At 66.4% G+C, this 25,441-nt stretch carries 24 protein-coding genes; 11 read left to right on the plus strand and 13 right to left on the minus strand.

Going from position 1 to position 25,441, the window contains the following annotated elements; all coding sequences use genetic code 11:
• The first annotated feature begins 264 nt into the window (after window positions 1–264).
• Window positions 265–1,083, plus strand: coding sequence for a hypothetical protein (locus NV2_RS13730; protein WP_067872966.1), 819 nt, complete (start codon window positions 265–267; stop codon window positions 1,081–1,083).
• Window positions 1,084–1,124: 41 nt separating this feature from the next.
• On the opposite strand, the gene NV2_RS13735 is transcribed toward NV2_RS13730, so the two are convergent.
• From NV2_RS13735 to NV2_RS13750, 4 genes are all read right to left on the minus strand, one after another.
• Window positions 1,125–2,549 (minus strand): M1 family metallopeptidase, encoded by a 1,425-nt coding sequence (locus NV2_RS13735; protein ID WP_067872969.1) that lies wholly within the window; start codon window positions 2,547–2,549, stop codon window positions 1,125–1,127.
• 91 nt (window positions 2,550–2,640) lie between these two features.
• On the minus strand, window positions 2,641–3,306 hold the full coding sequence (locus NV2_RS13740) for a DUF3239 domain-containing protein (RefSeq protein WP_067873118.1): 666 nt from the start codon (window positions 3,304–3,306) through the stop codon (window positions 2,641–2,643).
• A 46-nt stretch (window positions 3,307–3,352) separates the two neighbouring features.
• Window positions 3,353–5,011 carry a DNA repair helicase XPB gene (locus NV2_RS13745; RefSeq protein ID WP_067872972.1) on the minus strand — a complete coding sequence of 553 codons (1,659 nt, stop codon included), beginning with the start codon at window positions 5,009–5,011 and terminating at the stop codon, window positions 3,353–3,355.
• 120 nt (window positions 5,012–5,131) lie between these two features.
• Window positions 5,132–5,722 (minus strand): GNAT family N-acetyltransferase, encoded by a 591-nt coding sequence (locus NV2_RS13750; protein ID WP_067872975.1) that lies wholly within the window; start codon window positions 5,720–5,722, stop codon window positions 5,132–5,134.
• 63 nt (window positions 5,723–5,785) lie between these two features.
• Between NV2_RS13750 and NV2_RS13755 the strand changes: the two genes are divergently transcribed.
• Window positions 5,786–6,718, plus strand: a complete 933-nt coding sequence (locus tag NV2_RS13755) for a sigma-70 family RNA polymerase sigma factor (RefSeq protein ID WP_067872977.1) — start codon at window positions 5,786–5,788, stop codon at window positions 6,716–6,718.
• Between the two features lie 23 nt (window positions 6,719–6,741).
• Here the strand turns inward: NV2_RS13755 and NV2_RS13760 are convergent, their stop codons facing one another.
• On the minus strand, window positions 6,742–6,942 hold the full coding sequence (locus NV2_RS13760) for a hypothetical protein (RefSeq protein WP_067872980.1): 201 nt from the start codon (window positions 6,940–6,942) through the stop codon (window positions 6,742–6,744).
• 196 nt (window positions 6,943–7,138) lie between these two features.
• On the opposite strand from NV2_RS13760, the gene NV2_RS13765 reads away from it, so the two are divergent.
• Complete coding sequence (locus NV2_RS13765) at window positions 7,139–8,314, plus strand: pyridoxal phosphate-dependent aminotransferase (RefSeq protein ID WP_067872983.1); 1,176 nt, start codon at window positions 7,139–7,141, stop codon at window positions 8,312–8,314.
• A 77-nt stretch (window positions 8,315–8,391) separates the two neighbouring features.
• Here the strand turns inward: NV2_RS13765 and NV2_RS13770 are convergent, their stop codons facing one another.
• The 3 genes from NV2_RS13770 to NV2_RS13780 form a co-directional block, all read right to left on the minus strand.
• A complete protein-coding gene (locus NV2_RS13770) occupies window positions 8,392–9,480 on the minus strand; it encodes a 3-deoxy-7-phosphoheptulonate synthase (protein WP_067872988.1) in 1,089 nt (362 codons plus the stop codon).
• A 279-nt stretch (window positions 9,481–9,759) separates the two neighbouring features.
• Window positions 9,760–10,233, minus strand: coding sequence for a carboxymuconolactone decarboxylase family protein (locus tag NV2_RS13775; protein ID WP_067873121.1), 474 nt, complete (start codon window positions 10,231–10,233; stop codon window positions 9,760–9,762).
• Between the two features lie 99 nt (window positions 10,234–10,332).
• Window positions 10,333–11,214, minus strand: a complete 882-nt coding sequence (locus NV2_RS13780) for an oxidoreductase (protein WP_067872991.1) — start codon at window positions 11,212–11,214, stop codon at window positions 10,333–10,335.
• Window positions 11,215–11,436: 222 nt separating this feature from the next.
• On the opposite strand from NV2_RS13780, the gene NV2_RS13785 reads away from it, so the two are divergent.
• Window positions 11,437–13,062 carry a (2,3-dihydroxybenzoyl)adenylate synthase gene (locus NV2_RS13785; RefSeq protein WP_067872994.1) on the plus strand — a complete coding sequence of 542 codons (1,626 nt, stop codon included), beginning with the start codon at window positions 11,437–11,439 and terminating at the stop codon, window positions 13,060–13,062.
• 64 nt (window positions 13,063–13,126) lie between these two features.
• On the opposite strand, the gene NV2_RS13790 is transcribed toward NV2_RS13785, so the two are convergent.
• Window positions 13,127–14,461 (minus strand): salicylate synthase, encoded by a 1,335-nt coding sequence (locus tag NV2_RS13790; protein ID WP_067872997.1) that lies wholly within the window; start codon window positions 14,459–14,461, stop codon window positions 13,127–13,129.
• A 176-nt stretch (window positions 14,462–14,637) separates the two neighbouring features.
• Here NV2_RS13790 and NV2_RS13795 point away from each other — a divergent pair, with 176 nt between their 5' ends.
• Both NV2_RS13795 and NV2_RS13800 read left to right on the plus strand, forming a co-directional pair.
• The gene (locus NV2_RS13795; RefSeq protein WP_084474584.1) at window positions 14,638–17,019 is read left to right on the plus strand and encodes a glycerol-3-phosphate 1-O-acyltransferase; all 2,382 of its coding nucleotides are present in this window, start codon (window positions 14,638–14,640) and stop codon (window positions 17,017–17,019) included.
• Window positions 17,016–18,464: an HAD-IB family hydrolase gene (locus tag NV2_RS13800; protein WP_157102890.1), complete on the plus strand. Its 1,449-nt coding sequence runs from the start codon at window positions 17,016–17,018 to the stop codon at window positions 18,462–18,464. Before NV2_RS13795 ends, NV2_RS13800 begins: the two co-directional genes overlap by 4 nt.
• Before the next feature lie 13 nt (window positions 18,465–18,477).
• Here the strand turns inward: NV2_RS13800 and NV2_RS13805 are convergent, their stop codons facing one another.
• Window positions 18,478–19,179: a polyprenol monophosphomannose synthase gene (locus tag NV2_RS13805; protein WP_067873130.1), complete on the minus strand. Its 702-nt coding sequence runs from the start codon at window positions 19,177–19,179 to the stop codon at window positions 18,478–18,480.
• A gap of 158 nt (window positions 19,180–19,337) precedes the next feature.
• A complete protein-coding gene (locus NV2_RS13810) occupies window positions 19,338–19,517 on the minus strand; it encodes a hypothetical protein (protein ID WP_067873132.1) in 180 nt (59 codons plus the stop codon).
• A gap of 160 nt (window positions 19,518–19,677) precedes the next feature.
• On the opposite strand from NV2_RS13810, the gene NV2_RS13815 reads away from it, so the two are divergent.
• Both NV2_RS13815 and NV2_RS13820 read left to right on the plus strand, forming a co-directional pair.
• Window positions 19,678–20,829, plus strand: a complete 1,152-nt coding sequence (locus tag NV2_RS13815; protein WP_067873136.1) for an acyl-CoA dehydrogenase family protein — start codon at window positions 19,678–19,680, stop codon at window positions 20,827–20,829.
• Between the two features lie 53 nt (window positions 20,830–20,882).
• Window positions 20,883–21,347, plus strand: coding sequence for a type II toxin-antitoxin system Phd/YefM family antitoxin (locus NV2_RS13820; RefSeq protein ID WP_067873000.1), 465 nt, complete (start codon window positions 20,883–20,885; stop codon window positions 21,345–21,347).
• A 305-nt stretch (window positions 21,348–21,652) separates the two neighbouring features.
• Here the strand turns inward: NV2_RS13820 and NV2_RS13825 are convergent, their stop codons facing one another.
• Window positions 21,653–22,495, minus strand: a complete 843-nt coding sequence (locus tag NV2_RS13825) for a phosphotransferase (protein ID WP_210749469.1) — start codon at window positions 22,493–22,495, stop codon at window positions 21,653–21,655.
• A gap of 121 nt (window positions 22,496–22,616) precedes the next feature.
• Entirely contained in the window at window positions 22,617–23,597 is a 981-nt protein-coding gene (locus NV2_RS13830; protein ID WP_157102891.1) for an NsdA family TPR-like regulatory protein, read from the minus strand.
• 37 nt (window positions 23,598–23,634) lie between these two features.
• Between NV2_RS13830 and NV2_RS13835 the strand changes: the two genes are divergently transcribed.
• The 3 genes from NV2_RS13835 to NV2_RS32695 all read left to right on the plus strand — a co-directional run bounded on the left by NV2_RS13835 (window position 23,635) and on the right by NV2_RS32695 (window position 25,273).
• Window positions 23,635–24,384: a DegT/DnrJ/EryC1/StrS family aminotransferase gene (locus tag NV2_RS13835; protein ID WP_067873006.1), complete on the plus strand. Its 750-nt coding sequence runs from the start codon at window positions 23,635–23,637 to the stop codon at window positions 24,382–24,384.
• Window positions 24,385–24,389: 5 nt separating this feature from the next.
• Window positions 24,390–24,827, plus strand: coding sequence for an NUDIX domain-containing protein (locus NV2_RS13840; protein ID WP_067873009.1), 438 nt, complete (start codon window positions 24,390–24,392; stop codon window positions 24,825–24,827).
• Between the two features lie 320 nt (window positions 24,828–25,147).
• Window positions 25,148–25,273, plus strand: coding sequence for a hypothetical protein (locus NV2_RS32695; protein ID WP_281198539.1), 126 nt, complete (start codon window positions 25,148–25,150; stop codon window positions 25,271–25,273).
• The last annotated feature ends 168 nt before the right edge of the window (window positions 25,274–25,441 follow it).

A 25,441-nucleotide genomic window follows, 5' to 3' on the forward strand; every position in this document is an offset into this window, starting at 1 on the left:
TTCTCGCCGAACCGTTCACCAATGGCGAACGTGGTGGGGAGAATACCCGCCCGGCCGTCCGAGCGGGCTTCGTCTCACATCCGCAGCGAGTGCATGCCGTACATCCCCATGAGGGAGTAGTTGACGACACTGGGCAGCAGGTTGTTCAGCAGCTGGAGCCCGAAGTAATTCACAAGTGACACCTTTCCGACACTCGAACGTGTGCACACCACACGCACGCGCCCTGTAGTCGATCTCGGTGTCCGAATCGTTACGCTCGGAGATATGAGGCTGGAGGAGATCAGCGCTGAGCTCTACGCCCTGGACCCGTCGGATTTCGTCGCGGCCCGCGATCGGCACGCCCGCACCGCCCGCGCCGACGGAGACAAAGCGCTGGCCACGGAGATTTCCCGGCTGCGGCGGCCAACGCTCGCGGCCTGGGCGGTAAATCTGCTGGCGCACAAGGCGACCCAGGAATTGGGGGCACTGCTGGACCTCGGCGAGGCGTTGCGCGAGGCGCAGCAGAAGCTGTCCGCGGACCGCATGCGTACCCTCACCGAACAACGTCGCAAGGCGGTGCATGCCCTCACCGGCACCGCCACTCGGCTTGCGGCGGAGGCGGGGCGGCAGCTTGCCGAACCGGGACAACGTGCCGTGGCGCAGACCTTGACCGCGGCGCTGGCGGATCCAGAGGTCACGGTCCAGGTTCGCGCGGGAGTGCTGTCCGCAGCGGTGGACTATGCGGGGTTCGGCCCGGCCGGGGCGACGCTGAGCGCCGTATCGGATCTACCCGACGAGGCCGGTGCGGCACGTGCACCCGAGGCAGCAGCAGCACCCGATACCGCCGCCCTCGACACCGCTGTCGAAGCGGTGGACACCGCTCGGGCGGAACGTGATTCGGCACGGCAGGAGTTCACCCGGCAGCAGGCGGAGCTGACCGGACTGGACGAGCGGATCACCGCGCTACAGGCGGAACTGGAACGCACCGAGAACACCCGGCGCTTCACCGCATCCGCCGCGGACGCGGCCGGGGCCGCACTCCGTCGCACAGAACACGAGCTCGAGCGCGCCCGCGAACACCTCGATCGGCTGCGCGGCGACTGACCGGACCACCACCCCCGCTGTCCGCGTCGGGTCCCGCCCGCTCAGCCGCGCAGGTCACCCGGGTACAGGTACTGGTCCGGCGGCACGGTGGTGCTGTCGAGCCAGGCGGCGAAGAAGCCGCTCAGATCCGTCGCCGCACGGGACTGCATGAACTCCCGGAACTCCGGCATCGACGCATTACCGTAGGCGTGCGACTGCACGAATTGCGCCACCGCCGGGAAGAACACATCGTCACCGAGTTCGTGGCGCAACGCGTGCAGGAACAGGGGGCCACGGTAGTAGACCGCGGTGAACTCACGTCCGGCGCCCGGGTTCTGTAGCGGGATCTCCCAGAACTTCGGCATATCCAGGGTTTTGGCGAGGGTCTCGCGGTACATCGCGTCGACGTCTTTGCCCTCTTTACGTTCCGGCCAGAGATAATCGGCGGTGTAGCTGGCGAAGCACTCGTTCAGGCAGACATCGGACCAGTTGCGTACCGACATCGAATCACCCCACCACTGGTGGGTGTTCTCGTGTACGACGGTATTCAGATCGGTCCAGGGCGCGTAGATGGGCCGGGTCTGGGTCTCCAGCGAGAAGGGCAGATCGGTGTCGACATAGATCCCGCCGCCGCTCTCGAAAGGATAAGGGCCGTAGACGGATTCGATGAAGTCCAGGATCTCGGGCAGCCGCTGCTCCAGCTTCTTGTCCTGATCCGCGTCGGGAGCGAAGGCGCTGATCAGTGGTGTTCCGTCGGCTCGGCGCTGTTCGAGGAAGTCGAAATGGTCGATGGCGACGGTCGTCAGATAGCCGACGGTGGGACGCTGCGTACTCCAGCGGACCACGCGCTTGTCGCCCTCGACACGGTCACCGACCCGCAGCCCGTTCGACACCGCCTGCCATTCCTGCGGAACGGTCACCTGCAGATCGAAGGTCGCCTTGTCCATCGGGGTGTCGTTGAGCGGGTACCAGCTGGTCGCCGAATGTGGTTCGCCCGCAGCGAAGGCGCCGCCGCTCGACGAGATGGTCCAGCCGTTGTTGGCGGTGTCGCCCTCGGCTCCGGCGTAGTCGACGGTGACGGTGAACGGCAGGCCCGGCAGTACCGGCAGCGCGGGTGTGACGGTCAGTTCGTGCTCGCCGTGCCGGACGAAACCGGCCGGGAGGTTGTTCACCGACACCGCACTGACCGCCGGCCCGGCATAGTCGAGATTGAACGCGTGCAGCGCCTGGGTAGCGGTCGCATCTATTCTCGCCTTGCCGACGAGTTGACGGCTGGGCGGATCGTAATCGATCGCGACGTCGTAATGCCGGACGTCGTAGCCGCCGTTGCCGTCCTCGGGGTAGTACGGATCGCCGAGACCGGACGAACCCGCGAGCGGATCGGCCGGCGGCTGCGCCTGTGCCGGCTGGGCCTGCGCCGGAAGCACCAACGCCACACCGAACAGGGCTCCGGCCGTCAGATACCAGGCCCAGCTACGCGAACTCATCCGACACTCCACCCCATTTCCGCCCGCCGAGTGCGGTGCAATCGACGATGCTAGCCGCCCGGCGCCTCGATCCGGGCCGCCGCCACACCCCTCAGCCGCGCAACTCCTCGGGCAGCTGCCGCGGGTCGAGCAGCAGCCGGTGCGAATCGACGGTGCTCACCTTTTCCGCCAGGCTCAGATTGTCGGCGAGCAGCTTCCATTCGACATCGCTGATCGCGGTGCGGGCCCGCTCGATCACTCCGGGATCGCGGGTGCCCCAGGCGATCGGCATCGGGCTGACGGGCTGACGAAAATCACCGACGGAGCGCGGAGCGCGGTCGGCGCGCACTGTCACCGCCGGTACCTGCTCACCGGCGTCGGTCCGGTGGCCGGGCAGCGCCCGCACCACGCGAGTGATCAGCGCATAGCGCGGCACCGCGCCGGGTTTGGCCAGATTCACCAACGCCAGCAGCGTGACCCCCTTGGGATGGTGGCCCGACACCACCGCCGGAATCAGCTCCCCCTCGGCATACAACTTCTCGATCCGGGAGCGGTACGGCGTCCACAGCGCGATGAACAGCGCGGTGATGGTCCCCAGTGCGAAGGCCACCGCCAACAGAAACGAATAGGGATGGCTCAACCAGATCAACCCGGCCGTTCCCAAGCCGAGTACGACCGCCGCGGCGATGGCCAGCAGGCGCAGCCGCCGGATATCGCGAACGACTTCGTTCACCGCCCGGGCGTGTTCGCGGTCGATCGCGAATTCGAAGCGTCGCACGTATTCAATCCTCACATCCGGCGGCAGCGGTGGCACAGCGCCACGCCTACCCGATCGTCGGTCCCAGCAGATCGTCCGCATCGGTGATGCGATAGGCATATCCCTGTTCGGCGAGGAAACGCTGGCGGTGTGCGGCATACTCGGCATCCAGCGTGTCACGGGCGACCACCGAATAGAAGTGCGCTTGGCCGCCGTCGGCCTTGGGCCGCAGCAGTCGGCCGAGCCGCTGTGCCTCCTCCTGCCGGGACCCGAAGGTGCCCGAGACCTGGACCGCCACCGACGCTTCCGGTAGATCGATGGAGAAGTTCGCGACCTTGCTCACCACCAGCACCGGGATCTCGCCGTTGCGGAAGGCGTCGAACAACGCCTCGCGTTCCTTGGTCCGGGTCGAGCCCTGGATGACCGGTGCGTCGAGATGTTCGCCGAGTTCGTCCAGCTGATCGAGGTAGGCGCCGATCACCAGGGCCGGGGCGCCCTGGTGCCGGGCCAGGATCGACTCGACGACCGGCAGCTTCGTGCGCGCGGTGGAGCAGAGTTTGTAGCGTTCTTCCGGTTCGGCGGTCGCATACGCCATCCGCTCGGCATCGGTGAGGGTGACCCTGACCTCCACGCAGTCGGCCGGGGCGATCCAGCCCTGCGCCTCGATGTCCTTCCAGGGCGCGTCGTAGCGTTTGGGGCCGATCAGCGAGAACACGTCGCCCTCGCGGCCGTCCTCGCGCACCAGGGTGGCGGTCAGTCCGAGACGGCGGCGCGACTGCAGGTCCGCGGTCATCCGGAACACCGGAGCGGGCAGCAGATGAACCTCGTCGTAGACGACCAGGCCCCAGTCGCGACTGTCGAACAGCTCGAGATGTTTGTACTCGCCCTTGGTCTTACGGGTGACGACCTGATAGGTCGCGATGGTGACCGGGCGGATCTCCTTGCGTTCGCCGGAGTATTCGCCGATCTCTTCCTCTGTCAGCGAGGTCCGTGCCAGCAGTTCCCGCTTCCACTGCCGGCCGGCAACGGTATTGGTGACCAGGATCAGCGTCGTCGCCTGCGCCTTGGCCATCGCCGCGGCGCCGACCATCGTCTTACCCGCACCGCACGGCAGCACCACGACACCGGAGCCACCGGCCCAGAAGGAATCGGCCGCCAGCTCCTGATAGTCGCGCAGCTGCCAGGCGTGGGTCCGAAAGTCCAGCTCGATGTGGTGCGCTTCGCCGTCGACGTAACCCGCCAGATCCTCGGCGGGCCAGCCGATCTTCAACAACAGTTGTTTGATACGGCCGCGCTCGGACGGATGCACCGCGACCGTATCGTCGTCGATCCGGTTACCCAGCATCGGCGCGATCTTCTTGTGCCGCAGTACTTCTTCCAGTACGGCACGGTCCAGGCTCACCAGCACCAGCCCGTGGGCGGGGTGTTTGAGCAACTGCAACCGTCCGTAGCGGGCCATGGTCTCGACCACGTCCACCAGCAGCGGCTGCGGTACGGCATAGCGCGAATAGTTGACCAGCGCGTCGACGACCTGTTCGGCGTCGTGTCCGGCGGCGCGGGCATTCCACAGTGCCAGCGGAGTGACCCGGTAGGTGTGCACGTGTTCGGGTGCGCGCTCCAATTCGGCGAACGGCGCGATCGCCTGCCGGGCCGCATCGGCCTGTTCGTGATCGACTTCGAGCAGCAGGGTTTTATCGCTCTGCACGATCAGCGGTCCGTCCGTCACGGCACCTCCTCCAGGTTTCCGGGCCGGTCCCCGTCGTCCACATTGTTGCCGGACCCCCCGACAATCATTCAACAACCCTACGCGAGCTGCACTAACCTTCGCTGTGGGGGAAATCGCAGGTCACTGCGGCACCGGTGCGCCGGTCGAGGCCGGCCATCCGGTGGTGGGCGTTGCGGGGTCGCTCGCGAGCCGTCCGGCGATCCAGCAATCGTGGCGCACACCACGCTGCGGGCCTGCCCGCCGCAACAAACCCTCGTAGTGAAAGCCCGCACGCCGCGCGACCGCGGCCGAGGCCCGGTTCCCGGCGTAGGCCCGCCATTCGATGCGGGTCAGCGCGAGGCCGTCGGGCGCGAATCCGAAATCACAGGCCAGGCGGACCGCGGCGGTCATGAGACCGCGGCCACGAGCCTGTGTCCCGAGCCAGAACCCGATCTCGGCGGCGCCGGGCTGCGTATCGGCGGCCAGCCCGATCATGCCGACGATCGGGCCGTCGGGCGAGGTCCGCACCCCCCAGGTCGGACTGCGGGCAGCCCAGCCCGGGGTGACGACAGTGCGCAGGAAACCTTCGGCATCACCCCGGTCGTACTCCTGCGGCACCACCGTCCACCGCACGATCGACGGCTGCCGGCAGCATTCGACGATCGCGGCGATATCGGACGCGATGGGGCGCGACAACCACACCACGTCGTCGGTCAGTACACAGTCGTCCATCGCCCCATGCTGGCACGCAACCCAGCGGCAGCCCAGCGCATTTACCGCCGTAGAATCCGATCGATGGTTGCCGCGTTGCTCGCCGATCTGTTCGAATCACATCGGGCGCATCTGCTCTCGGTGGGATACCGGCTGACCGGAAGTGTGGCCGATGCCGAGGACGCGGTTCAGGAGAGCTGGCTGCGGTTGGCCACCACCCGCCAATCCGAGATCGAGGATCTGCGCGCCTGGCTCACCACCGTGGTGAGCCGAATCTGCCTGGACCGGTTGCGTAGTGCCGCCAAACGCCGGGAAAGCTATATGGGACAGTGGCTTCCGGAGCCGATCGTCACCGGGATCACCCCGTCCACGATGGTGGGGCCACTGGAATCGCTGGTCCGCAAACAGGATTGCCGGTTCGCGGCGCTGGTGGTGCTGGACACCCTGACGCCGCCGCAGCGAGTCGCCTTCGTCCTGCACGACGGGTTCTCGGTCCCCTTCGACGAGATCGCGGAGCTGCTCGAGGTGACCCCGGACGCGGCCCGGCAGTTGGCCTCGCGGGCACGCAAGGCGCTGGCCGCGAGCCCGGAGCCGGTCTCCGATGCCGAACATGTGGCGGCGGTGCAGCGACTGCTGGAAGCGCTGTACTCCGGCGATGTGGACGCAGTGGTCGCGGCCCTGCACCCGGAGTCGGAATTCGTCGCCGACACCGGCGGCACCACTCGTTCGGCCCCGAACCTCGTGTCCGGTCCGGAACGGATCGCTCGCCTGGCACTGGGTTTGCTGCGCAAATACGGGATCGATCCGGCGGAGTTCGGCCGCGCCGATTCGACGGAAGTCGAGTTCGTCAGCGTCAACGGGCAGCTCGGTCTGCTGCTGCACGAGCGGGCACCGCACGACGGTTATCCCGGTTCACCGGCGCGCGTGCTCGGCTTCACCGTCACCGACGGACTGGTCCGGGGCACCTACGACCTGGCGAATCCCGCGAAGCTGACCGGGGTGCGGCCGGCACGATAGCCGGCCGCGATGGTCGGGCGCGGTTACGGGCCGGTCGAACCGGTCCACATATCCGGGGTGCTCGAACCGAGTCCCCAATTTCCGGTCGACGAGCCGGCGCCCCAGTCCGGCGTGGACGAACCCCACCCCCAGTCGTTGCTCACGATGTTGTGCAGGGTGTCGTTGACGAATCCGAGCACCATTCCCGCCGCCGGATGCAGCAGGAGGTCGAGATACGAGGCCATTCACCGCCCCTTTCGAACCACCACCGAAGTGGTTGTGAGATAGAACACGGGGAGGCTAGCTCTCTGCCGGAAACCGCACAACCATGCAGGTGAGAGCGGTGAATCAAATGTGAAACATAGCTGTTCGCTATCGCATCGCAACCCTAGCGAATCGGCGGCAAGCGGGAGCGTGCGAACCGGTCGCTACCTTAGGACGATGTCAGCCATCCCCACCGTGGCCCGCCTGCGCCCGTTCGGCGCCACGATCTTCGCGGAAATGACCGAACTCGCCGTCCAGCACGACGCGGTGAATCTCGGCCAGGGATTCCCGGATACCGATGGGCCGGCCGCCATGCTGGAGGCCGCCCGCACCGCCATCGCCGAGGGCGTCAACCAATACCCGCCGGGACGCGGCCTGCCGGTGCTGCGCCATGCCATCGCCGACGACCGGCGCCGCCGCTACGGCCTGGACTACGACGTTGATCGTCAGGTGACGGTGTCCGTCGGCGCCACCGAGGCGCTGGCCGCGGCCGTGCTGGGACTGGTCGAGCCCGGAGACGAGGTGGCGCTGATCGAGCCCTACTACGATTCCTACGCAGCGGTGGTCGCGTTGGCGGGTGCCACCCGACGTACCGCGCGCCTGGTCCCCGACGGCGCCGGATTCGCGCTGGACCTGGACTCGCTGCGGGCCGCGATCACGCCGAGAACCCGGATGCTGCTGCTGAACACGCCACACAACCCCACCGGCACGGTCCTGCCGCGCGCCGATCTGGAGGCAATCGCCGAGCTGGCTCGCGAACACGATCTGACGGTGGTCTCCGACGAGGTGTACGAACATCTCGTCTACGACGACAACGTCCACATCAGCATCTCGACGCTGCCCGGTATGGCGGAGCGCACCGTAGTCGTCTCCAGCGCGGCGAAGACCTTCAGTGTCACCGGATGGAAGATCGGCTGGGCCTGCGGGCCGGCGCCGCTGATCGACGGCGTGGTCGCGGCCAAACAGTTCCTGAGCTTCGTCGGCGGCAGCCCCTTCCAGCCCGCCGTCGCCTATGCGCTCGAGCACGAACAGCAGTGGGTGCGGGAGCTGCGCGACAGCCTGGCCGAGAAGCGAGTTCGCTTGTCCGGTGCGCTCGCCGATGCCGGCTTCGAGGTCAAGCGCAGTGACGCAACCTATTTCGTCTGCGCCGACATCAGCGCACTGAGCTCCGACGATGCGCTGACCTTCTGCCGGGAGTTGCCCGCGCGGCTCGGCGTGGCCGCGGTCCCGCTGAGCGTTTTCGCCGACGACCGCGAATCATGGAACCGATTGGTGCGCTTCGCCTTCTGCAAGACCGATGCCACGCTGGACGAGGCGATCACCCGCCTACACACACCCCATTCCGTGCGCTGAAGTCGCCGCGCCACCCTCGTTCGCCCGAACCACGCCGACGAGGGTGTGCGCGGTATTCGCCGACCGTCCGGTGCTCTTCAGCCGCGGCGGCGCGCCACCGCATCCGCCAGCCGCTCCAACTGGGCGGCGGTGGTGTCCCAGTCCAAGCACGCGTCGGTGATCGACTGGCCGTAGGTCAGCTCCTCGGCGTGGCCCAGCGTCAGGTCCTGCCGTCCGGCGACCAGGAAGCTCTCCATCATCACGCCCACCACCGAGCGGTCGCCGGCGGCGATGCGCTCGGAGATATCGGTGACGACGTCGACCTGCTTCGCATGGTCCTTGTTGCTGTTGCCGTGGCTGGCGTCGACGACCACCCGCTGCGCCAGCCCGGCCTTCTCCAGGCGCAGGCACGCGTCGGCGACGGAGGCCGCGTCGTAGTTGGTGCCGGAGCTGCCGCCCCGCAGAATCACGTGGCAGTCCGGATTCCCGCTGGTACGGATCAGTGCGGAGCGGCCGTCGAGATCGGTCCCCGGGAAGACATGGCTGGCGCCCGCCGCGCGCACCCCGTCCACCGCCACCTGCACATCACCGTCGGTGCCGTTCTTGATGCCGACCGGCATGGACAGCGCGCTGGACAGCTGCCGATGCACCTGGCTGGCCGCGGTGCGGGCCCCGATGGCGCCGTAGGAAACCATGTCGGCGATGTACTGCGGGGTGATCGGATCGAGGAATTCGCAGGCCACCGGCAGCCCGAGCGCGGTGATATCGGCCAGCAGCCGGCGCCCCAGCCCGAGGCCGGTGTTGACGTCGAACGACCCGTCCAGATGCGGATCGTTGATCAGGCCCTTCCAGCCCAGGGTGGTGCGCGGCTTTTCGAAGTACACCCGCATCACGATGTGCAGGCGGTCGTCCAGCTCCGCCTTGGCGGCGGCCAGCCGGCGCGCGTAGTCCAGCGCGGCTTCCGGATCGTGCACCGAACAGGGGCCGACAACCACCATGAGGCGGTCGTCGCTGCCGTCGAGGGTCGCGACGGTCGCGGTACGACCCGCTCGCACGGTCGCGGCCAGCGCATCGTCGATCGGGTGCTCGCGCCGGACCTCGGCGGGCGAGAGCAACGGGCTCACACTGAGGGTGCGCTGATGGTCGAGGTCACTGTGGCGTGGATCGACATCGGAGGCGATGGTCATGATGATGGGTTCCTTATCTCAGGCCGACCCACCGAGCGAAATCCCGACGAACCGGTCTGTCATCCGGCTCGGGGTGGAAGAAGGTCAGCGCGATTCACCGACCGACCCACCCAGGGCCGGCTCGATAAACCAGAAATACACGCGCTGCACGGTGGCGACTGTACCAGCCGGTCCGCCGGCGGTGTCGACCCCGAGTCGACGATGGTGACCACCACCACACGGCACGACCCGACCGCGATCGAAAGATCCCGTGCCGGGCCGCAATTCGCCGTGCCGTGCTCAGCCGAACATGCCTGGCTCGTAGTTGCCGGCCGGGGTCCCGGCGATGACATTGAGCCGGTTGTAGGCGTTGATCAAGGCGATCAGCGAGACCAGCGCGCCGATCTGCTCGTCGTCGTAATGCTTGCGCACCAGCTCCCAGGTCTCCTCGCTGACGCCGGGATGACTGTCGGCGATCCGGGTGCCCTCCTCGGCGAGCGCGAGCGCGGCCCGCTCGGCATCGGTGAAGACCACTGCCTCCCGCCATGCCGCGACCATGTTCAGCCGCACCTGGGTCTCCCCGGCCGCGGCCGCATCCTTGGAGTGCATATCGGTGCAGAATCCACACCCGTTGATCTGGCTGGCACGCAGCTCCACCAGGTGCTGGGTGGCGGTGGGCAGCGTGCTCTGCGCGACCACCTGCCCGGCGTTGTTGATCCGCTTGACGAACTTCGCCGCGATCTCGTTACCGAACATGTTGAAGCGAGGTTCCATGACCGTGTCCTCCTGTGCCGTTTCGTTGCTACATGAAGACGACGACACCGCCACACCAAGTGTGACACCGCCGAATGTGACGGTGGTCACTCACCGGGATCAGCGGCGGGCGAACGAGAAATCGACCTCGGTGAGCTTCTCCGACAGGTCCCACAGGCGCCGGGCGGTGACCTCGTCCTTGGACGCCTGCGAGGAGCCCGACCGCGCCGGATGCCCACGCAGCCCACCCAGCGCCGACGGGCCGTAGAAGGCGCCGGGCTCGACCTGCGCGGTTGCGGCGTACAGGCTGGGCAGCGCCCCCATCTCGGGCGCCTGCCCGAGGATGCGATTGCCCAGCGCCATCACGCCGTCGAGCATGGTTTCGGTATGCGACTGCAGTTCGGTCGCGGCGTATCCGGGATGGGCGGCCACCGAGAGTTTCGACGATCCGGCCGCGGTCAGCCTGCGCTGCAGCTCGTAGGCGAACATGAGATTCGCCAGCTTCGACTGGCCGTATGCGCGCCACCGCTCGTATTTGCGGTGCTGATAGTTGGGGTCGGTGAGATCGATCCGGCCGATGAGGTGGGCGCCGCTGGAGACCGTGACGACCCGGTCGGAGATCTTGTCCAGCAGCAGTCCGGTCAGCGCGAAGTGACCGAGATGATTGGTGCCGAACTGCATTTCGAAGCCGTCGGCGGTACGGCGCAGCGGCACCGCCATCACTCCGGCGTTGTTGATCAGCACATCGGCGCCGTCCACACCGCGTGCGAATTCTCGTACCGATGCCAGATCGGCGAGGTCGAGGCGGCGCACCTGCGCTCGTGGACCGATGGAGTCGGCGACGGCACGAGCCTTCACCTCGTCACGGCAGGCCATGACGACCTGCGCACCGGCCGCCGCCAACGCTCGGGTGGTGGCCGCACCGAGGCCGCTGTTCGCACCGGTCACGATGACCGTGCGCCCGCTCTGGTCCGGAATATCGGAGATGTCCCAACCGCTCACTCGCACGAGTCTATGCGGGCAGTCACCGCACTGCGCAGTTGTTCCCACTGCTCCGCACCGTCGTTGTCACTACCTCGCGCTGTGCGTCCACCGTGCCGCCCACAGTGATCGTGGGCGCGGCGAACCAACCGGCCGAACACGAACCGACACTCTAATATAGGGTTGCCTAACCTATCTAAGGCAGCTTCGATACTGCGCAGCTCGACCCGTGAGGCGATATCCGTGACTTCGACATCCCCGGCCCAACAGGACCTTCTCGACGGTTTCGTACCGTTTCCCGCCGATTTCGCCGACCGATACCGGGCCGCCGGTTACTGGCGCGGCGAACCGCTGGGCGATCTGCTGCGTACCGCCGCACGCACCTGGCCGCAACGCACCGCGCTGCACACCGACGACGGACCGATCGATTACGCCGAACTCGACCGGCGTGCACAACGGATGGCACACGGATTTCTCGCCGCGGGTATCACCCCGGGCGATCGCGTGCTGGTCCAGCTGCCCAATGTCAGCGAATTCGTCGAGGTACTGTTCGGCCTGCTCTTCGCCGGTGTGGTCCCGGTACTGGCCCTGCCCGCCCACCGGCAGGCCGAGATCGAGCATCTGACGCGACTGTCGGGGGCGACCGGATATATCACCGCGGATCGGATCGGCGACTACGACTACCGGGAGCTGGCGGCCGCGGTCGCGCAGCGAGTACCGACACTGCGGCAGATCTTCGTACTCGGCGATCCCGGCGCGCACACCGCATTGCGTTCGATCCCGTGCGACGGCGCCGAGTTGCCTCAGGTGGAGGCCGCCGGTATCGCGGTGATGCTGGTTTCCGGCGGCACCACCGGCCTGCCGAAACTCATCGCCCGCACGCACGACGACTACCACTTCAATGCCCGCGCCAGTGCCGAGCTGTGCGAGTTGAGCTCCGACGACGTCTACATGGCGACACTGCCCGCCGCACACAACTTCCCGCTGTCGTGCCCGGGGCTGCTCGGCGCGGTCTCCGTCGGTGCCTCGACCGTCATGCTGGCCGACCCGAGCCCGGAGAACGCTTTCGCGACCATCGAGCGAGCCGGCGTGACGGTGACCGGAGTGGTGCCGCCGCTGGCCCAGTTGTGGTGTGCGGCTGTGGAATGGGAGGAGGCCGACCTGTCGAGCCTGCGCCTGCTCCAGGTGGGCGGCGCGAAACTCGCCGAGGTCAACGCCCGCGAGGTCACACCCGCACTGGGCGCGCAGCTGCAACAGGTCTTCGGAATGGCCGAGGGCCTGCTCAACTACACCCGGCTCGACGATTCCGCGGAGCTCGTCGCCACCACCCAGGGACGCCCGTTGTCCGAGGCCGACGAGGTGCGGGTGGTCGACGGCGAGGGCAACGAGGTGCCGCCGGGCGAGGAAGGTGAGCTCCTGACCCGCGGCCCCTACACCATCCGCGGCTACTACCGCGCGGCCGAACACAATGCGCGCGGCTTCACCCCGGACGGCTTCTACCGTAGCGGTGATCTGGTGCGCCGGTTGCCCAGCGGACATCTGATCGTCTCCGGACGCATCAAGGATGTGATCAACCGCGGCGGGGAGAACGTCTCCTGCGACGAACTCGAGGAGCATCTACTCGCCCATCCCTCCGTACGCCACGCCGCCGCGGTGGGCCTGCCCGATCCCTCGCTCGGCGAGAAGGTCTGCGCCGTACTGGTGGTAGACGGTGAGCTGCCCAGCCTGGTCGAGATCAAGGAGTTCCTCACCGCACGCGGTCTGGCCACCTACAAACTGCCCGACATCCTCGAAAAGGCCGACGTCCTGCCGTTCACCGCGGTCGGCAAGATCGACAAGAAAGTGCTGCGGGCGACCTACGAAAGCTAGCTATCCGCCCGCACGCCCGGACCGGGCCTGCCGATCACTCGGCAGGCCCTCGCCCGCGTGGAGGTCAGGCCTCGACCACGTACGGCGCTACGCTGCCCAGCTTTTCGCAGGTCTCGGTGAATTCGCGTTCCGGATTCGACTGCGAGACGATCCCCGCGCCCGCCCGCAACCAGGCCCCTTCGGTGGTCTGATAGACCGCGCGCAGCACCAGTGTCGCCTCCAGCGCTCCGGAACCGGAAACCTTCACCACGGCACCGGAATACAGGCCACGTTCGTCGTGGTCGAGACGGAACACCGCATCCACACCGGTCTGCTTGGGAATTCCGGAGGCGGTCACCGACGGGAACAACATTTCCAGCGCGTCCCAGGCGCTCTTGCCGGTGGCGAGGGTGCCACGCACGGTGGAGGCCAGATGCTGCACGCTGCCGCGCTCACGGACATCCATGAAATCGGAGACGGCGGTGGTGCCGGCCTCGGCCACGGCGGCGATTTCACCGAAGGACGTCTGCACCGAGATGGCGTGTTCGACGATCTCCTTCGGATCGGCGACGAGCTCGGCGCGCGCCGCCGCATCGACCTCCACGCCCCGGCCGAACGCCCGGGTACCGGCGAGCGGCTCGGTGGTGACCACCCGCTCGTCGTCGACGGAGACCACCAGTTCCGGACTGAACCCGGCGGCCTCCAGCCCACCCAGCCGCAGCAGGAACGACCGCGCCGGGGTGTTGTTGGCCCGGCCGAGGCGATACGTCTGCGGAATATCCACCGGGAAGGGCAGATCGACTTTGCGCGACAGAATCACCTTCTGATAGCGCCCGGCCCCGATCTCCTCGACCGCTTCGGCCACCCGGCCGCGGTAATCGGTCGGGTCCGTAGTGATGTCGAGCGACCTGGGCCGGGCCGGTGCAGCGGTGCGGGCCTGCTCGATCAGGTCGTGGATCGCGGCGGTCTCGTCGGCCGTCGCGCCGGATACTCGCACTCCGGCCGCGTCGATGCGCACTTCGATGCGGGGAATCATCAGGTGCGCCAGGGTGGTCCGGTCCGGCACATGGGCCTCGCAGTCCAGCGCCCACGCACAGAATTCGAATCCGATCCAGCCGTACACACCGCGACCGGCCAGCGGCAACTTCGCCAGCGCCGCATCGATGACCGCGGCCGGGCGTCCCTGCCACTGCTCGGTGCTGGTCCTGCCCTCCCATTCGACTCGCAGTTCACCGGCGTCCAACTCGACCGTTCCGATCGGGTCGGCGGCGAAGATCCACCCGTCGTCACCCTCGTAGCTGACGTATTCGCCGAATCGGTCGGCCGCGGCGAGCGCCGCCATGGCGTCGGCGGGTGCGATCGCCGTCGCTCCCGGACCGTCCCCGTAACCGTTTCGCACCCGCTCGTCCGTGGTCGACACCGTTCCTCCAAGGTTATGCTTACCTAACTCTAGGTGAGGTTAGCATTACCTGCTTTCCGATGGCGGCCTGCCGGAGATCACATCGATCGCCCATCGCCGTGCGTCACGCCCAAGTTCCTGCGCGAACACCGGTCCGCGAGCTTGAATGGTGAGGCGCCGTCGAGGGAGGGTCACCCATGATCGAGCACGCCGCCGGCAATCCGGCCCCGCACACCCCGGACGATCCGCCGCGCTCCGCGGTCGCGCTGGTCGACGCGGTGACACCGGTCGAACGCGAATTGATCGGCGGCTGGCTCGCCGAGGGCGGTATCGCGGCCGAACTGGGCATCGACGTACCGGTCACACAGATAGATCTCGACGCCGCCTCGATCTCGGCCCGGCTGGTGCGGCGCGGCGACGATCCGCTGGTCGTTCCGATCCGGGTGCTGTGGCTCCCGCCGGAACGAGATGGCGTGCGGCGCACCACTTTCGCGGACCTCGCCCTGCTCAACAACCCGCGCCGCCCCCGCCGCATCCTGCAGCGCCGGCTGGTACACAAGGCCCCCGACCGCCATCTGATCCTGACCGGGCATCCGGCCCGCCTCAGCGAGCTGCGCGCGAACAACCCCGGCATCGCCCCGCACGCGGACCCCTTCGCCCGCGCCATCGTCCGCGCCGGCACAGTAGCGCTGGAACGGGCCGAGCGCGCGGTGATCGGCGACCGTTACAAGGTGCCGCGACTGGTGGTCGAAGAGATCCTCGACTCCCCCGAATTCCTGCGCCGGCTCGACATCATCGCCGCCGAATCCGGTGCCGAACCGCGCGAGGTGCGGCGCCGGGCGGAGAAGGCACTGCGTGAACTCGTCGCCGCCCAGAGCCGATTGGTATCGGACCTGTTCACCCAGGCGATGCGGCCAGTACACGCCTCCACCTGGAAGGTGGAGTGCGACCGGTCCGGACTGGCCGCGCTGCGGCGGCTCAACAACAACTATCCGCTGGTGTTCCTGCCCTCGCACCGCTCCTACGTGGATGCCTTCGTGCTGGGAGACGCCCTGGCACGCAACGACTTCCCACCCAACCACGTGATCGGCGGCGCCAATTTGAGCTTCTGGCCGATGGGGCCGATCGCCCGCCGCACCGGCACCGTCTTCATCCGCCGAAGCTTCGGTGACGACGAGGTCTACAAGGCCGTGGTCGAGGAGTACTTCGCCTATCTGCTGGCCAAACGCTTCAACCTGGAGTGGTACTTCGAGGGCGGTCGGACACGGACCGGGAAATTGCGTCCGCCGCGGTTCGGATTGCTGAACTATCTGGCCGCGGCGATCCGGGGCCGGCGTATCGACGATGTGATGTTGGTACCGGTGTCGATCACCTACGAACGACTCAACGAACTCGGATCCATCGCGACCGAGCAGGTGGGCGGTGCGAAGAAGCCGGAAGGCCTCACCTGGCTCGCCCGCTACATCCGCAATCAGCAGCATTCCGCGGGACGGGTGTACGTGCGTTTCGGCGAGCCACTGTCCGCGCGCGAACGCCTTGCCGCGCACGGCGATCCGGTGCGCACCCTGATCGATGCCGCGCACCGCGACGGGGCGGGCGCCGACGACCTCACCGATCGCCGCCACAAGGCCGTGCAGCGTTTGGCCTTCGAGGTGGCGGTGGGGATCAACGCGGTCACCCCGATCACGGTCAATGCCCTGGTGACGCTGGCCCTGCTCGGCGTGCACGAGCGGGCACTCACCCTCGGTGAGGTCCGGCGCACCTTGGAACCGGTGTGCGGGTACATCATCCGGCGCGGTCTGCCCACCGGCGAGCTCGACACACTGCGCGATGATCAGGGCCTGGCCGCGGTGCTGGAACACCTGTCGGTCGCCAAGGTGGTCACGGTGTATCGCGGTGGGCTGGAGCCGGTGTATTCGATCGAGACCGGAGCGCACCTCGAGGCGGCGTTCTACCGCAACAGCGCGGTGCACTGGTTCGTCGACCGCGCCATTCTCGAGCTGGCCATTCTGGAAGTGGCCGACGCCGAGGCGACCCCCGGTATCGAGGCGATCTGGGATGCCGCCTATCGGCTGCGTGATCTGCTGAAGTTCGAGTTCTTCTTTTCCGATCGCATCGAATTCGCGGCCGGAATGGGTGCGGAAATGCTCCTCGTGGACGGGAAATGGGAACAGCGCAGCACCGCCCGGGAATTGGTCGGCGCCCTGGCCGATTCCGGATTCATCATGGCCCACCGAGTGGTGCGCTCGTTCGTCGATGCCCAACTGGTCGTGGCCGAACGCCTGGCCGACGCCGATCCGGCGATCCCGTTCGACCGCAAACAGTTCGTCGACGAATGCCTGGCCGTCGGCCGGCAGATGCTGTTGCAGCAACGGCTGCACAGCCCGGAGTCGGTCTCTTCCGAATTGTTCTCGAGCGCATTGAAACTCGCCGACAACTACGGTCTGATCGAACCGGTCACCGAGGACCTGCAGCAGCGCCGCCGGGAGTTCGCGGCGGAACTGCGCAGCATCGGCGACCGTATCTCGCGCGCGGCCGCGCTCGATCCCTCCAACCGGTCGCCCCGGGAGTCTGCGTGAAACTGATCGGCAATATCACACTGCCGGAGCTTATTTCGGCGATTCGTTCCGGACCGCAGGGCCCACAGGTGGCCGCGGTCTTCGATTTCGGCGGGACGGTGGTGGCAGGATTCGCGCCTACCGCCATGCCGCTGCGGCGGTGGCGGCACCGAGATTCCGACGCCGCCCTGGCCGACACCCTCCTGCACAGCATTCGCGGGGCGCGCACGGAGGGCGAGTTCGAGCATTTCCTCCAGCACACCACTCACGCGTGGAGCGGGCACCGGCCCGAGGAGTTGCGCGACATCGGTGCGCGACTGTTCCGCAGCACCATTCACGGCCACCTGTATCCCGAAGCATGGCAATTGATCCGGGAGCACGAGGCCGCGGGGCACACCGTCGTGCTGGCGACGAGCCTCACCGGATTCCAGGTGCTGCCCGCCGCGGCGGAACTCGGGATCGACCATGTATTACATACCCGGATGGCTACCGCCGACGGCCTGCTCACCGGTTTCACCGACGGAAAACCGCTGTGGCGCACCGAGAAGGCCGCTGCCGTGGCACGCTTCGCCGTCGACCACGACATCGACCCGGCCCGCAGTTACGCCTATGCGGACGCGGCGCCCGATATCCCCCTGCTGGAATGGGCGAATACGCCGATCGCGGTCAACCCCGGCCCGCGGATGGTACTGGCGGCCCGGCAACGGGAATGGCCCGTGCTGTCCTTCCGGCCCCGCGAATCACCCCGACTGGTCGATCTCGCCCGCACCGCAGCCGGTTTCACCGGACTACTGAGTGGTGCGGCATTCGGTGCCGCATCGCGCGCGGGCACTCGGGAGCGCCGGCCGATGGCCGACGCCATGATCTCCACCGCTGCCGCGGCCACGCTGCGCAGCACGGGCGTGCGGATCCGGGTGTCCGGCGCCGACCATGCGCGAGCGCCGCGTCCGGCGGTATTCCTGTTCAATCACCAGAGCCAATTCGACATGGTGGTGCTGGCCGCGGTGCTGCGCTCCGGATTCACCGCGATCGTGAAGAAGGAGGTCACCACCAATCCGGTCTTCGGCCCGCTGCTGCGCTTCGCCGAGGCGACCTTCATCGACCGGTCCGATACGACCAGTGCGAAGACCGCACTGGAGCCGGTGGTGGACACACTGCGCGGCGGCTTGTCGATCGTGGTGGCACCGGAGGGGACCCGCTCGCTGACACCGCGGATCGGACCGTTCAAGAAGGGCGCCTTCCACATCGCGATCGCGGCCGGCGTTCCGGTGATACCGCTGGTGATCCGCAACGCCGGGGAGATCGCCTGGCGCAATTCGGCGGTCGTGCGCAAGGGCACCGTGGACGTGGCGGTCCTGCCGCCGATCGATGTCGGCGCCTGGGATCCGCGCGATATGGATGCCGACATCGCGCGGGTGCGGCAACTGTTCGTCGATACCCTGCTCGACTGGCCGGCGGCGGACTGATCCGCCGCGCGAATTACACGCTGCGGCCGAACAGCAGCTTCCAAGGCATCAGCGCCGACTCCAGCTGCACCTTCAGGCTCATCTTCGAGTCGCCCAGGGTGCGTTCCTCGAAGCGGATCGGCACCTCGGCGATCGAGATTCCCTGTTTGATCGCACGGTAGTTCATCTCGACCTGGAACGAGTAGCCGTTGCTGTGGATCGAGCCCACCTCGATGGCGCGCAGGGTGTCTGCCTTCCACGCCTTGAATCCGGCCGTCGCGTCCTTGACGCCGAGCCGCAGGATCGCGTTGACGTAGAAGTTCGCCCACGCGGAGAGCGCCTTGCGGTACCACTTCCACTCCGAGGCGGTGGAGCCGCCCTCGACGTAGCGCGACCCCAGCACCACACCGGCTCCGGAGTTCGCCAGCTTGTCGAGCATCGCCGGAATGACCTCGGCCGGATGGGACAGATCCGCATCCATCTGGATCACCACATCGGCGCCCTGGTCGAGCGCGGTGTTGATACCGGCGATGTAGGCGCGGCCCAGGCCGTCCTTCTCGGTGCGGTGCAGCACGCCGACCACGGCCGGCAGGTCGGCGGCCAGTTTGTCCGCGACCTCACCGGTACCGTCCGGGGAGTTGTCGTCGACCACCAGGATGTGCAGGTCGGCGACCGGCAGCGCGGTCAACCGCTCCACCGCCTTGGGCAGGTTCTCCCGCTCGTTGTAGGTCGGCACCACCACCGTCACCTTCACAAGTCGCCCTCCACTCGATTCGACCTGATTGCGCGCCCGTACCGGGTCCGGGCAACAACGCTGCTGGGAGAACCGTAGCCCACCCTCCCGGGCGGGAATGAGCTGCCCGGTGCAGCGGGAATGTGAATCGGACTACCCACTCAATCGTCGCGATCGCGCGCATCGGCGCTGGCATTGCGTTCGCGCACGATGTCCAGTGCACGCTCGGCAGTCGCCCGGTCCGGGTACGGGCCCATCCGATCAGCGAACCAGCAACGTTTGCCCTGTTCGGCGCGGTGATGCTTGAGGCAGTAGTACCAGCGTTCGTCGGAATCGCCCATACCGATCATCGTGGCATTCACCGCCCGTCCTGTCAGCGAATACCGGGTCCGCGCCGGGAAGACCCGACATGCGGTTGACCGATCCAGTGAATGAATATACATTCACACAGGAATGAACGCCCATTCGTTTTCTTCACCCTCAGCCGCTCGAGGAGTGCTCGTGGACTTCGCCCTGACCCCGGAACAGCACAGCTTTCAACAGCTGGCCCGCGACTTCCTGGACAAGGAGGTGATTCCACACCGCGCCGCCTGGGACCGCGCGGAATCGGTGGATACCGCGATCATCCCCAAACTGGGCGAGATCGGCTTCTTCGGCATGACCATCCCCGAGCAGTACGGCGGCCTGGGTGGTGACTACATCACCTACTGCCTCGGCATGGAGGAACTCGGCCGCGCGGACTCCGCGGTGCGCGGCATCGTGTCGGTGTCGATGGGCCTGGTCGGCAAGGTCGTCCTCTCGCACGGCACCGAGGAGCAGAAACATCAGTGGCTGCCGGGCATCGCCACCGGTGCGGTGCTGGCCTGTTTCGGGCTCACCGAACCCGACAACGGATCCGACCCCGGCCACCTGAAGACCCGCGCCGTGCGCGACGGGTCGGACTACATCGTCAACGGCTCCAAGATCTTCATCACCAACGGAACCTGGGCCGACCTGTGCCTGGTCTTCGCCCGCACCGGCGGGCCGGGCCCGAAGGGGATTTCGGCGTTCCTGGTCCCCACCGATACCCCCGGCTTCGAAAGTCGCGAAATCCACGGCAAACTCGGCTTGCGCGGCCAGGCCACCGCCGAGCTGTACTTCACCGATATGCGCATCCCCGCACACTGCATGCTCGGCGCCGAAGGCCAGGGTTTCTCCATTGCGATGCACTCCCTGGACAAGGGCCGGGTCTCGGTGGGCGCCGGCTGCGTCGGCATCATCCAGGGCTGCCTGGAGTCCTCGATCGACTACGCCACCCACCGCAAGCAATTCGACCGCCCGCTGGCCTCGTTCCAGCTGATCCAGGAACTGATCGCCGACATGTCCGTCGATGCCGACGCCGGCCGCATGCTGGTCTGGCGCGCAGCCGACCTGATCGAACGCGGAAAACCGTTCGGCACCGCGGCGTCGAAGGCCAAGTACTTCTGCTCCGAGGCCGCGGTCCGGGCTGCGAACAACGCGATCCAGCTGTTCGGCGGGGCGGGATACGTCGACGAATACCCGGTGTCGAAGTACATGCGTGATGCGCGGGTGATGACGCTGTACGAGGGCACCAGCCAGATCCAGAAGTTGCTGATCGGACGGTCGGAGACGGGGATCAACGCCTTCGCGTGAGCGCGGGATCCAGCGAGTGGACTTCCGAATACGTTCCGAATATAGTTGTTGTTATGTCCACAACAGCGCTGCGCACCACCACGCGCCGTTCCTCAGATCTGAGTAAGCACTCCGCCGAGGTGTTCGCCGAGGCCGAGGACCACCCGGTTACGGTGACTCGGCGCGATGGCGAGGCGCTCGTACTCATGTCGCAACGCGAAGCAGAGAGCCGCACTCGCTTGCTCCAATTCGCCGCGCAGCTCATCGGCGTTGCCGTGGACGACGACGGTCCGCTCGCCGGACGAATGGCCAAGGCTTTTCCGTGGATGCTCGCATTGTCCGCCGAGGACCGGGCCGTCTGCGCTCAGGACCTCGTCGATGCCGCGCGGGCATCGTTCTCCACAGACCAGCCGCATCTGGTACTCGCGGAGCTCACTTCCTGGAAAGAGACTGCGACCGCCATCGCCGCCGGCCTCGGCCGAGCCGATCTGGAGTGGTTGGACGAGACTGCAGGCAACGACGTCGTCGAGCGTCCGTAGCGGTGGCTGCCAAGCGCGGCGAGCTCGTCCCTCGCCCCCCGAAGAAGATCGAGTACGAAATCCGCTACGCCACCACCGACGCGAGTAAAGGGTGGCGGGATCTCGCTGCGACGATTCGCAATCCTCTCGCCGATGCCTGGGACTTCCTGACACGAACCCCTCTGGCGATCACCCCGATGAACTATCCACTACGCGGCGAGCTCGGGACGATCTCCCGCGGGGGCAAGACCCATCAGCGGTGGCAACACAAGCCGACACTCAAGGGCAACGCCCGCATCTGGGTTCTTCGTCGAGGATCGCACGGTCTACCTGGAACAGGTACACACCAGCCACCCGAACGAGACGAAGTAGGGAGCCCCACCGATTACGCTGCGGCCGGCTGCTTCGTGCTCACAACGCGCTCCATGTCCACGGTTTCGGGACTGTGCCCCGTAGGCAGGCGATGCGGTGCACGGCTTCGCTCGCTGCAGCGGTCGGGCGCCGGCCAGACTGAGCGCGAAGGCCACCCACCGCAGTTCCTGGATATCCGCAAGCACCCGAAACCCAGACCACTGGGTGACATCACAGCCGCCGTACGCCGCGACGAACGCCTTGTAGTCGTCCGCGCCGATCCGCTCGAAATCCGTGTAATCCACGGCCAACTGGATCAGATCCCACTCGCGCCGCCCGAGCGAAACCTTGTCCAGATCGAGCACGACGGGGGTACCCGACGCGGGGACCACTACATTGCCCTGCCACGCATCACCATGAATCACCGACGGCGAATCCGTTACGGACACTTCGGTGTATTGCTCCTCGAGGGCCCGACAGTGATCGATCAACCAGAGCCGGTCATCGTCACTGATGACCTCCGCATCGTTCAGACGTGTCTGTACACCGACGAAGGGGTTGTAGGCAGGCAGGTCGAACACAGTGGGCGGCGCCAAGCTGTGCAGGGCGCGAAGCACCGCACCCAATTCCGCGGGGGTCGATGGCCGGTGGTCCGGAATCAGGCGCCACCACGTCACCGGGCGGCCGTCGACCATTACCGGCTGAGGCACGGAGGTGATCGCCTCGACGGTAGGAACACCGGACTGATTGAGCCACTGCGATACTCGAAGTTCGCGCAGAGCGTCGGCGCCGCTGCCGCGCTTACCCAGCCTGGCCACGACCCCATCCGGTAACTCGAAGATGGCGTTCGAACCGTTGCGAATGGAAACGGCGCCACCGACTCGAAGCCGCTGATACTGGCTGCTTCGGTCAATATTTCGGTAGACGAAGCCGTGCCGTTCACACCCATGAGGGCTTCGGGCTGTTGGCGATGAGCTGGTGCATCTCGTCGACATCCCTGATGCGACGATGTGCTGAGGCGGCTCGACCGAGCGCCGTCAGTTCATCGTAAATGCGGTGCGAACTGAAGTGTTTTGCGTTCTCAACTGCCTGCAGCCCAATCGCTGCAGCCTCTCTTGGGTCCCCCAGCCGCATGGTGATTGTGGCCAGGCGGATGAGCGAAAAGGTGCGGGAACGCGGATACTCCGCGCCTTGGAGTTGCACCGCCCGTCGAATACGTGGGGCGGCCAGTTCGATTCGCTCCCGAGCTTCGGCGACAGGCACCATGGCCTTACCTGTACTGCCCATATGCTCAGCTTCGTCGTAGTAGCACAACCATGGCACAGCGGGTTCAGTCGTATGCTCAGCGAAATGCTCATCGGCACGTGCGACTTCAGCTATCGCCGCATCGGGCCTTCCAACTGCCGCGAGGAACTGCGCTCGAAGGGCTCCGAGCATTGCTCGGGCCGTCGCAGACAGCCGATCCGATCGAACCTGCGCGAGTTCGATCAGGGACAGCGCGTCATCGGCGCTACCCAGATATGCCACTTTCCGTGCCATATCGGCCAGGGTACTGGCGCGCAGCTCCCAGGAACCGGCAGAGTCGGCACACCAGAGCGCGAACCGAAAATGGCGCTCGGATTCGGCGTAGTCCGCTATATCGAATGCTGAGAACGCGGCTACACCACTCAAATTTCCCACCGCTTCGAGTAGTGCACGGCGGGTCGCCGGCACCGCCCGTCCGGTCAGGAGCGGAACGAACAGATGCAAATGTTCTCCCGCGACGCTGCTCGCCGAGCCGCCGCCATGAAGATTCTCCGACGAAGCCGCCAAGCGAGTTGCCGCCTTCACTTTGTCGACATCAGACCAACCGACCCGATCAACCGAATCGACATCACGAAGATAGTCAGCAGGGACGGCATTCAGATCGAACGGGCTCAACAGGTTCACCGTAACCCCGCTGCTACATCTCGGCGCCGTGCCAATACTGGCCGACTGCGATCGCAACGGGAACCTGGACCCCCACGACATCCCACGGCGAATCACAGAACACACCAAGGCGATCGTCGTTCAGCACATGTGGGGAATGCCCGCGCAAATCCGCAGCTTAGCCGGCCTGGCAGACGTCTACGGAGTACAACTTCTCGAGGACGGTTCGCACGCCCACGGCGCGATGGTCGGCAGCCGGAAGGTAGGCATCTTCGGTCGGGCGTCCGCATTCAGCATGAATGGCCCGAAACCGCTCTCGGCCGGCGAAGGCGGATTCATTCTCACCGACGACGAACAGGTCTACTACCGAACCCTCTTGCATGGGCAGTACAACAAGCGCTGCCGAAACGAGATACCGCCAAGTTTCAGCTTGAGCCGATTCGGGGTTACCGGCATGGGGCTGAAACACCGAATCCACCCACTGGCCGCCGCAATCGCGCTGGAGCAGCTCCCTCGGCTGGATGAGCACCTGGAAGCACGAGCCAAGGTCGCCAACAAAATCTGCGGAGAGCTCGCCGATCTCGCTGCGATCACCCCACCTCGAACGGATTCCGATACTCGCCCTTCTTGGTATGGCCTTGCGCTGCAATATGAGGAGGACGCACACAGCCTCTCCATCGACCGGCTGTACGAGGCCCTCAAAGCCGAGGGCTGCGTCGAGCTGGACCGTCCTGGCTCTACCTGTCCGCTCAACCTCCTTCCGCTGTTCCAGGAACCAGGACCGTTGTTCCCGCAATGAACCGTATGGACGCCGAACTGGTCGAAAGGCTCACCACGGAAGCCGCGAACGACGGCATACAGCAACTCGTCGTCGGCGCCGTCGTCCATCACGAAGGCAAAGTGCTACTGCTGCAACGCCCCGAAGACGACTTCATGGGCGGCATCTGGGAACTCCCGAGCGGAAAAGTCGAAGCCGGGGAGAGCCTCGACCAAGCCCTGATTCGAGAAGTTGCAGAAGAAACAGCACTCGACGTGACCGCGTTGCGCACCTACCTCGGCAGCTTCGACTACCGGTCCGGCAGCGGTAGGGCCTCCCGTCAATTCAACTTCGCTGTAGACGTGAAGAACCCTGATTCCGTGCAGCTTCAAGAACACGACGCGTACACCTGGACAGAGCCGAAGGACGAGCCGCCCGTCACGGACGCCGTGCAGCAGGTCTTGGCTACCTATCGAGCGGTGTAGGACAGCAAATCCGTTTCACGAGACGGCAAATGAGCCACAACTGACACCCGTCAGTGCTCATTTGCCGCGTTCCGAGGGCGGCCGGTTCGCGGCATCCCCTAAAACCCCTTCACCCCAACATCGCGGCCGTCGCAAGGCCGCCTCACGCCCTACTGCCATCAGCAGCCCTGGGGAACCGCCCCTCGGTTCCCAGGGGGGATTGAGATCGCCCCACCAGCCATGCAACCAACAGAGCTTGGATGATCGGCCCAAAAACTATGGAGCACAGAGTATTCGTTCATGCTGATGGCACACTCGCCGAGTTCATGTGCCAGGTGCACATGATGGAATTGACCGCCGACCGCGCCCGACAACTCATAGATATCCACCGCCGACACCCTCCCGACGAATGCATCGTGCATCTGGAAGCGGCGTACCTACTGCTGATCGAGGAGGAGCGCACGTAAAGCTGGCACCCTACCGGTTGCCAGGAGCCCTCTTGATCAACCACCGCTACTTTCCCGCTGATGGCGTGTAGAACACAGCGCTTGCGAGATTTGAGTTGGGAGAGAATGTCGTCGAGTTCCGCACCAGATCGCAGAACCGCAACATTTTTGGCAGAGGTTGAGGTTCGA

This window comes from Nocardia vermiculata NBRC 100427 (genome assembly GCF_001613265.1).
Taxonomy (GTDB): Bacteria; Actinomycetota; Actinomycetes; order Mycobacteriales; family Mycobacteriaceae; genus Nocardia; species Nocardia vermiculata.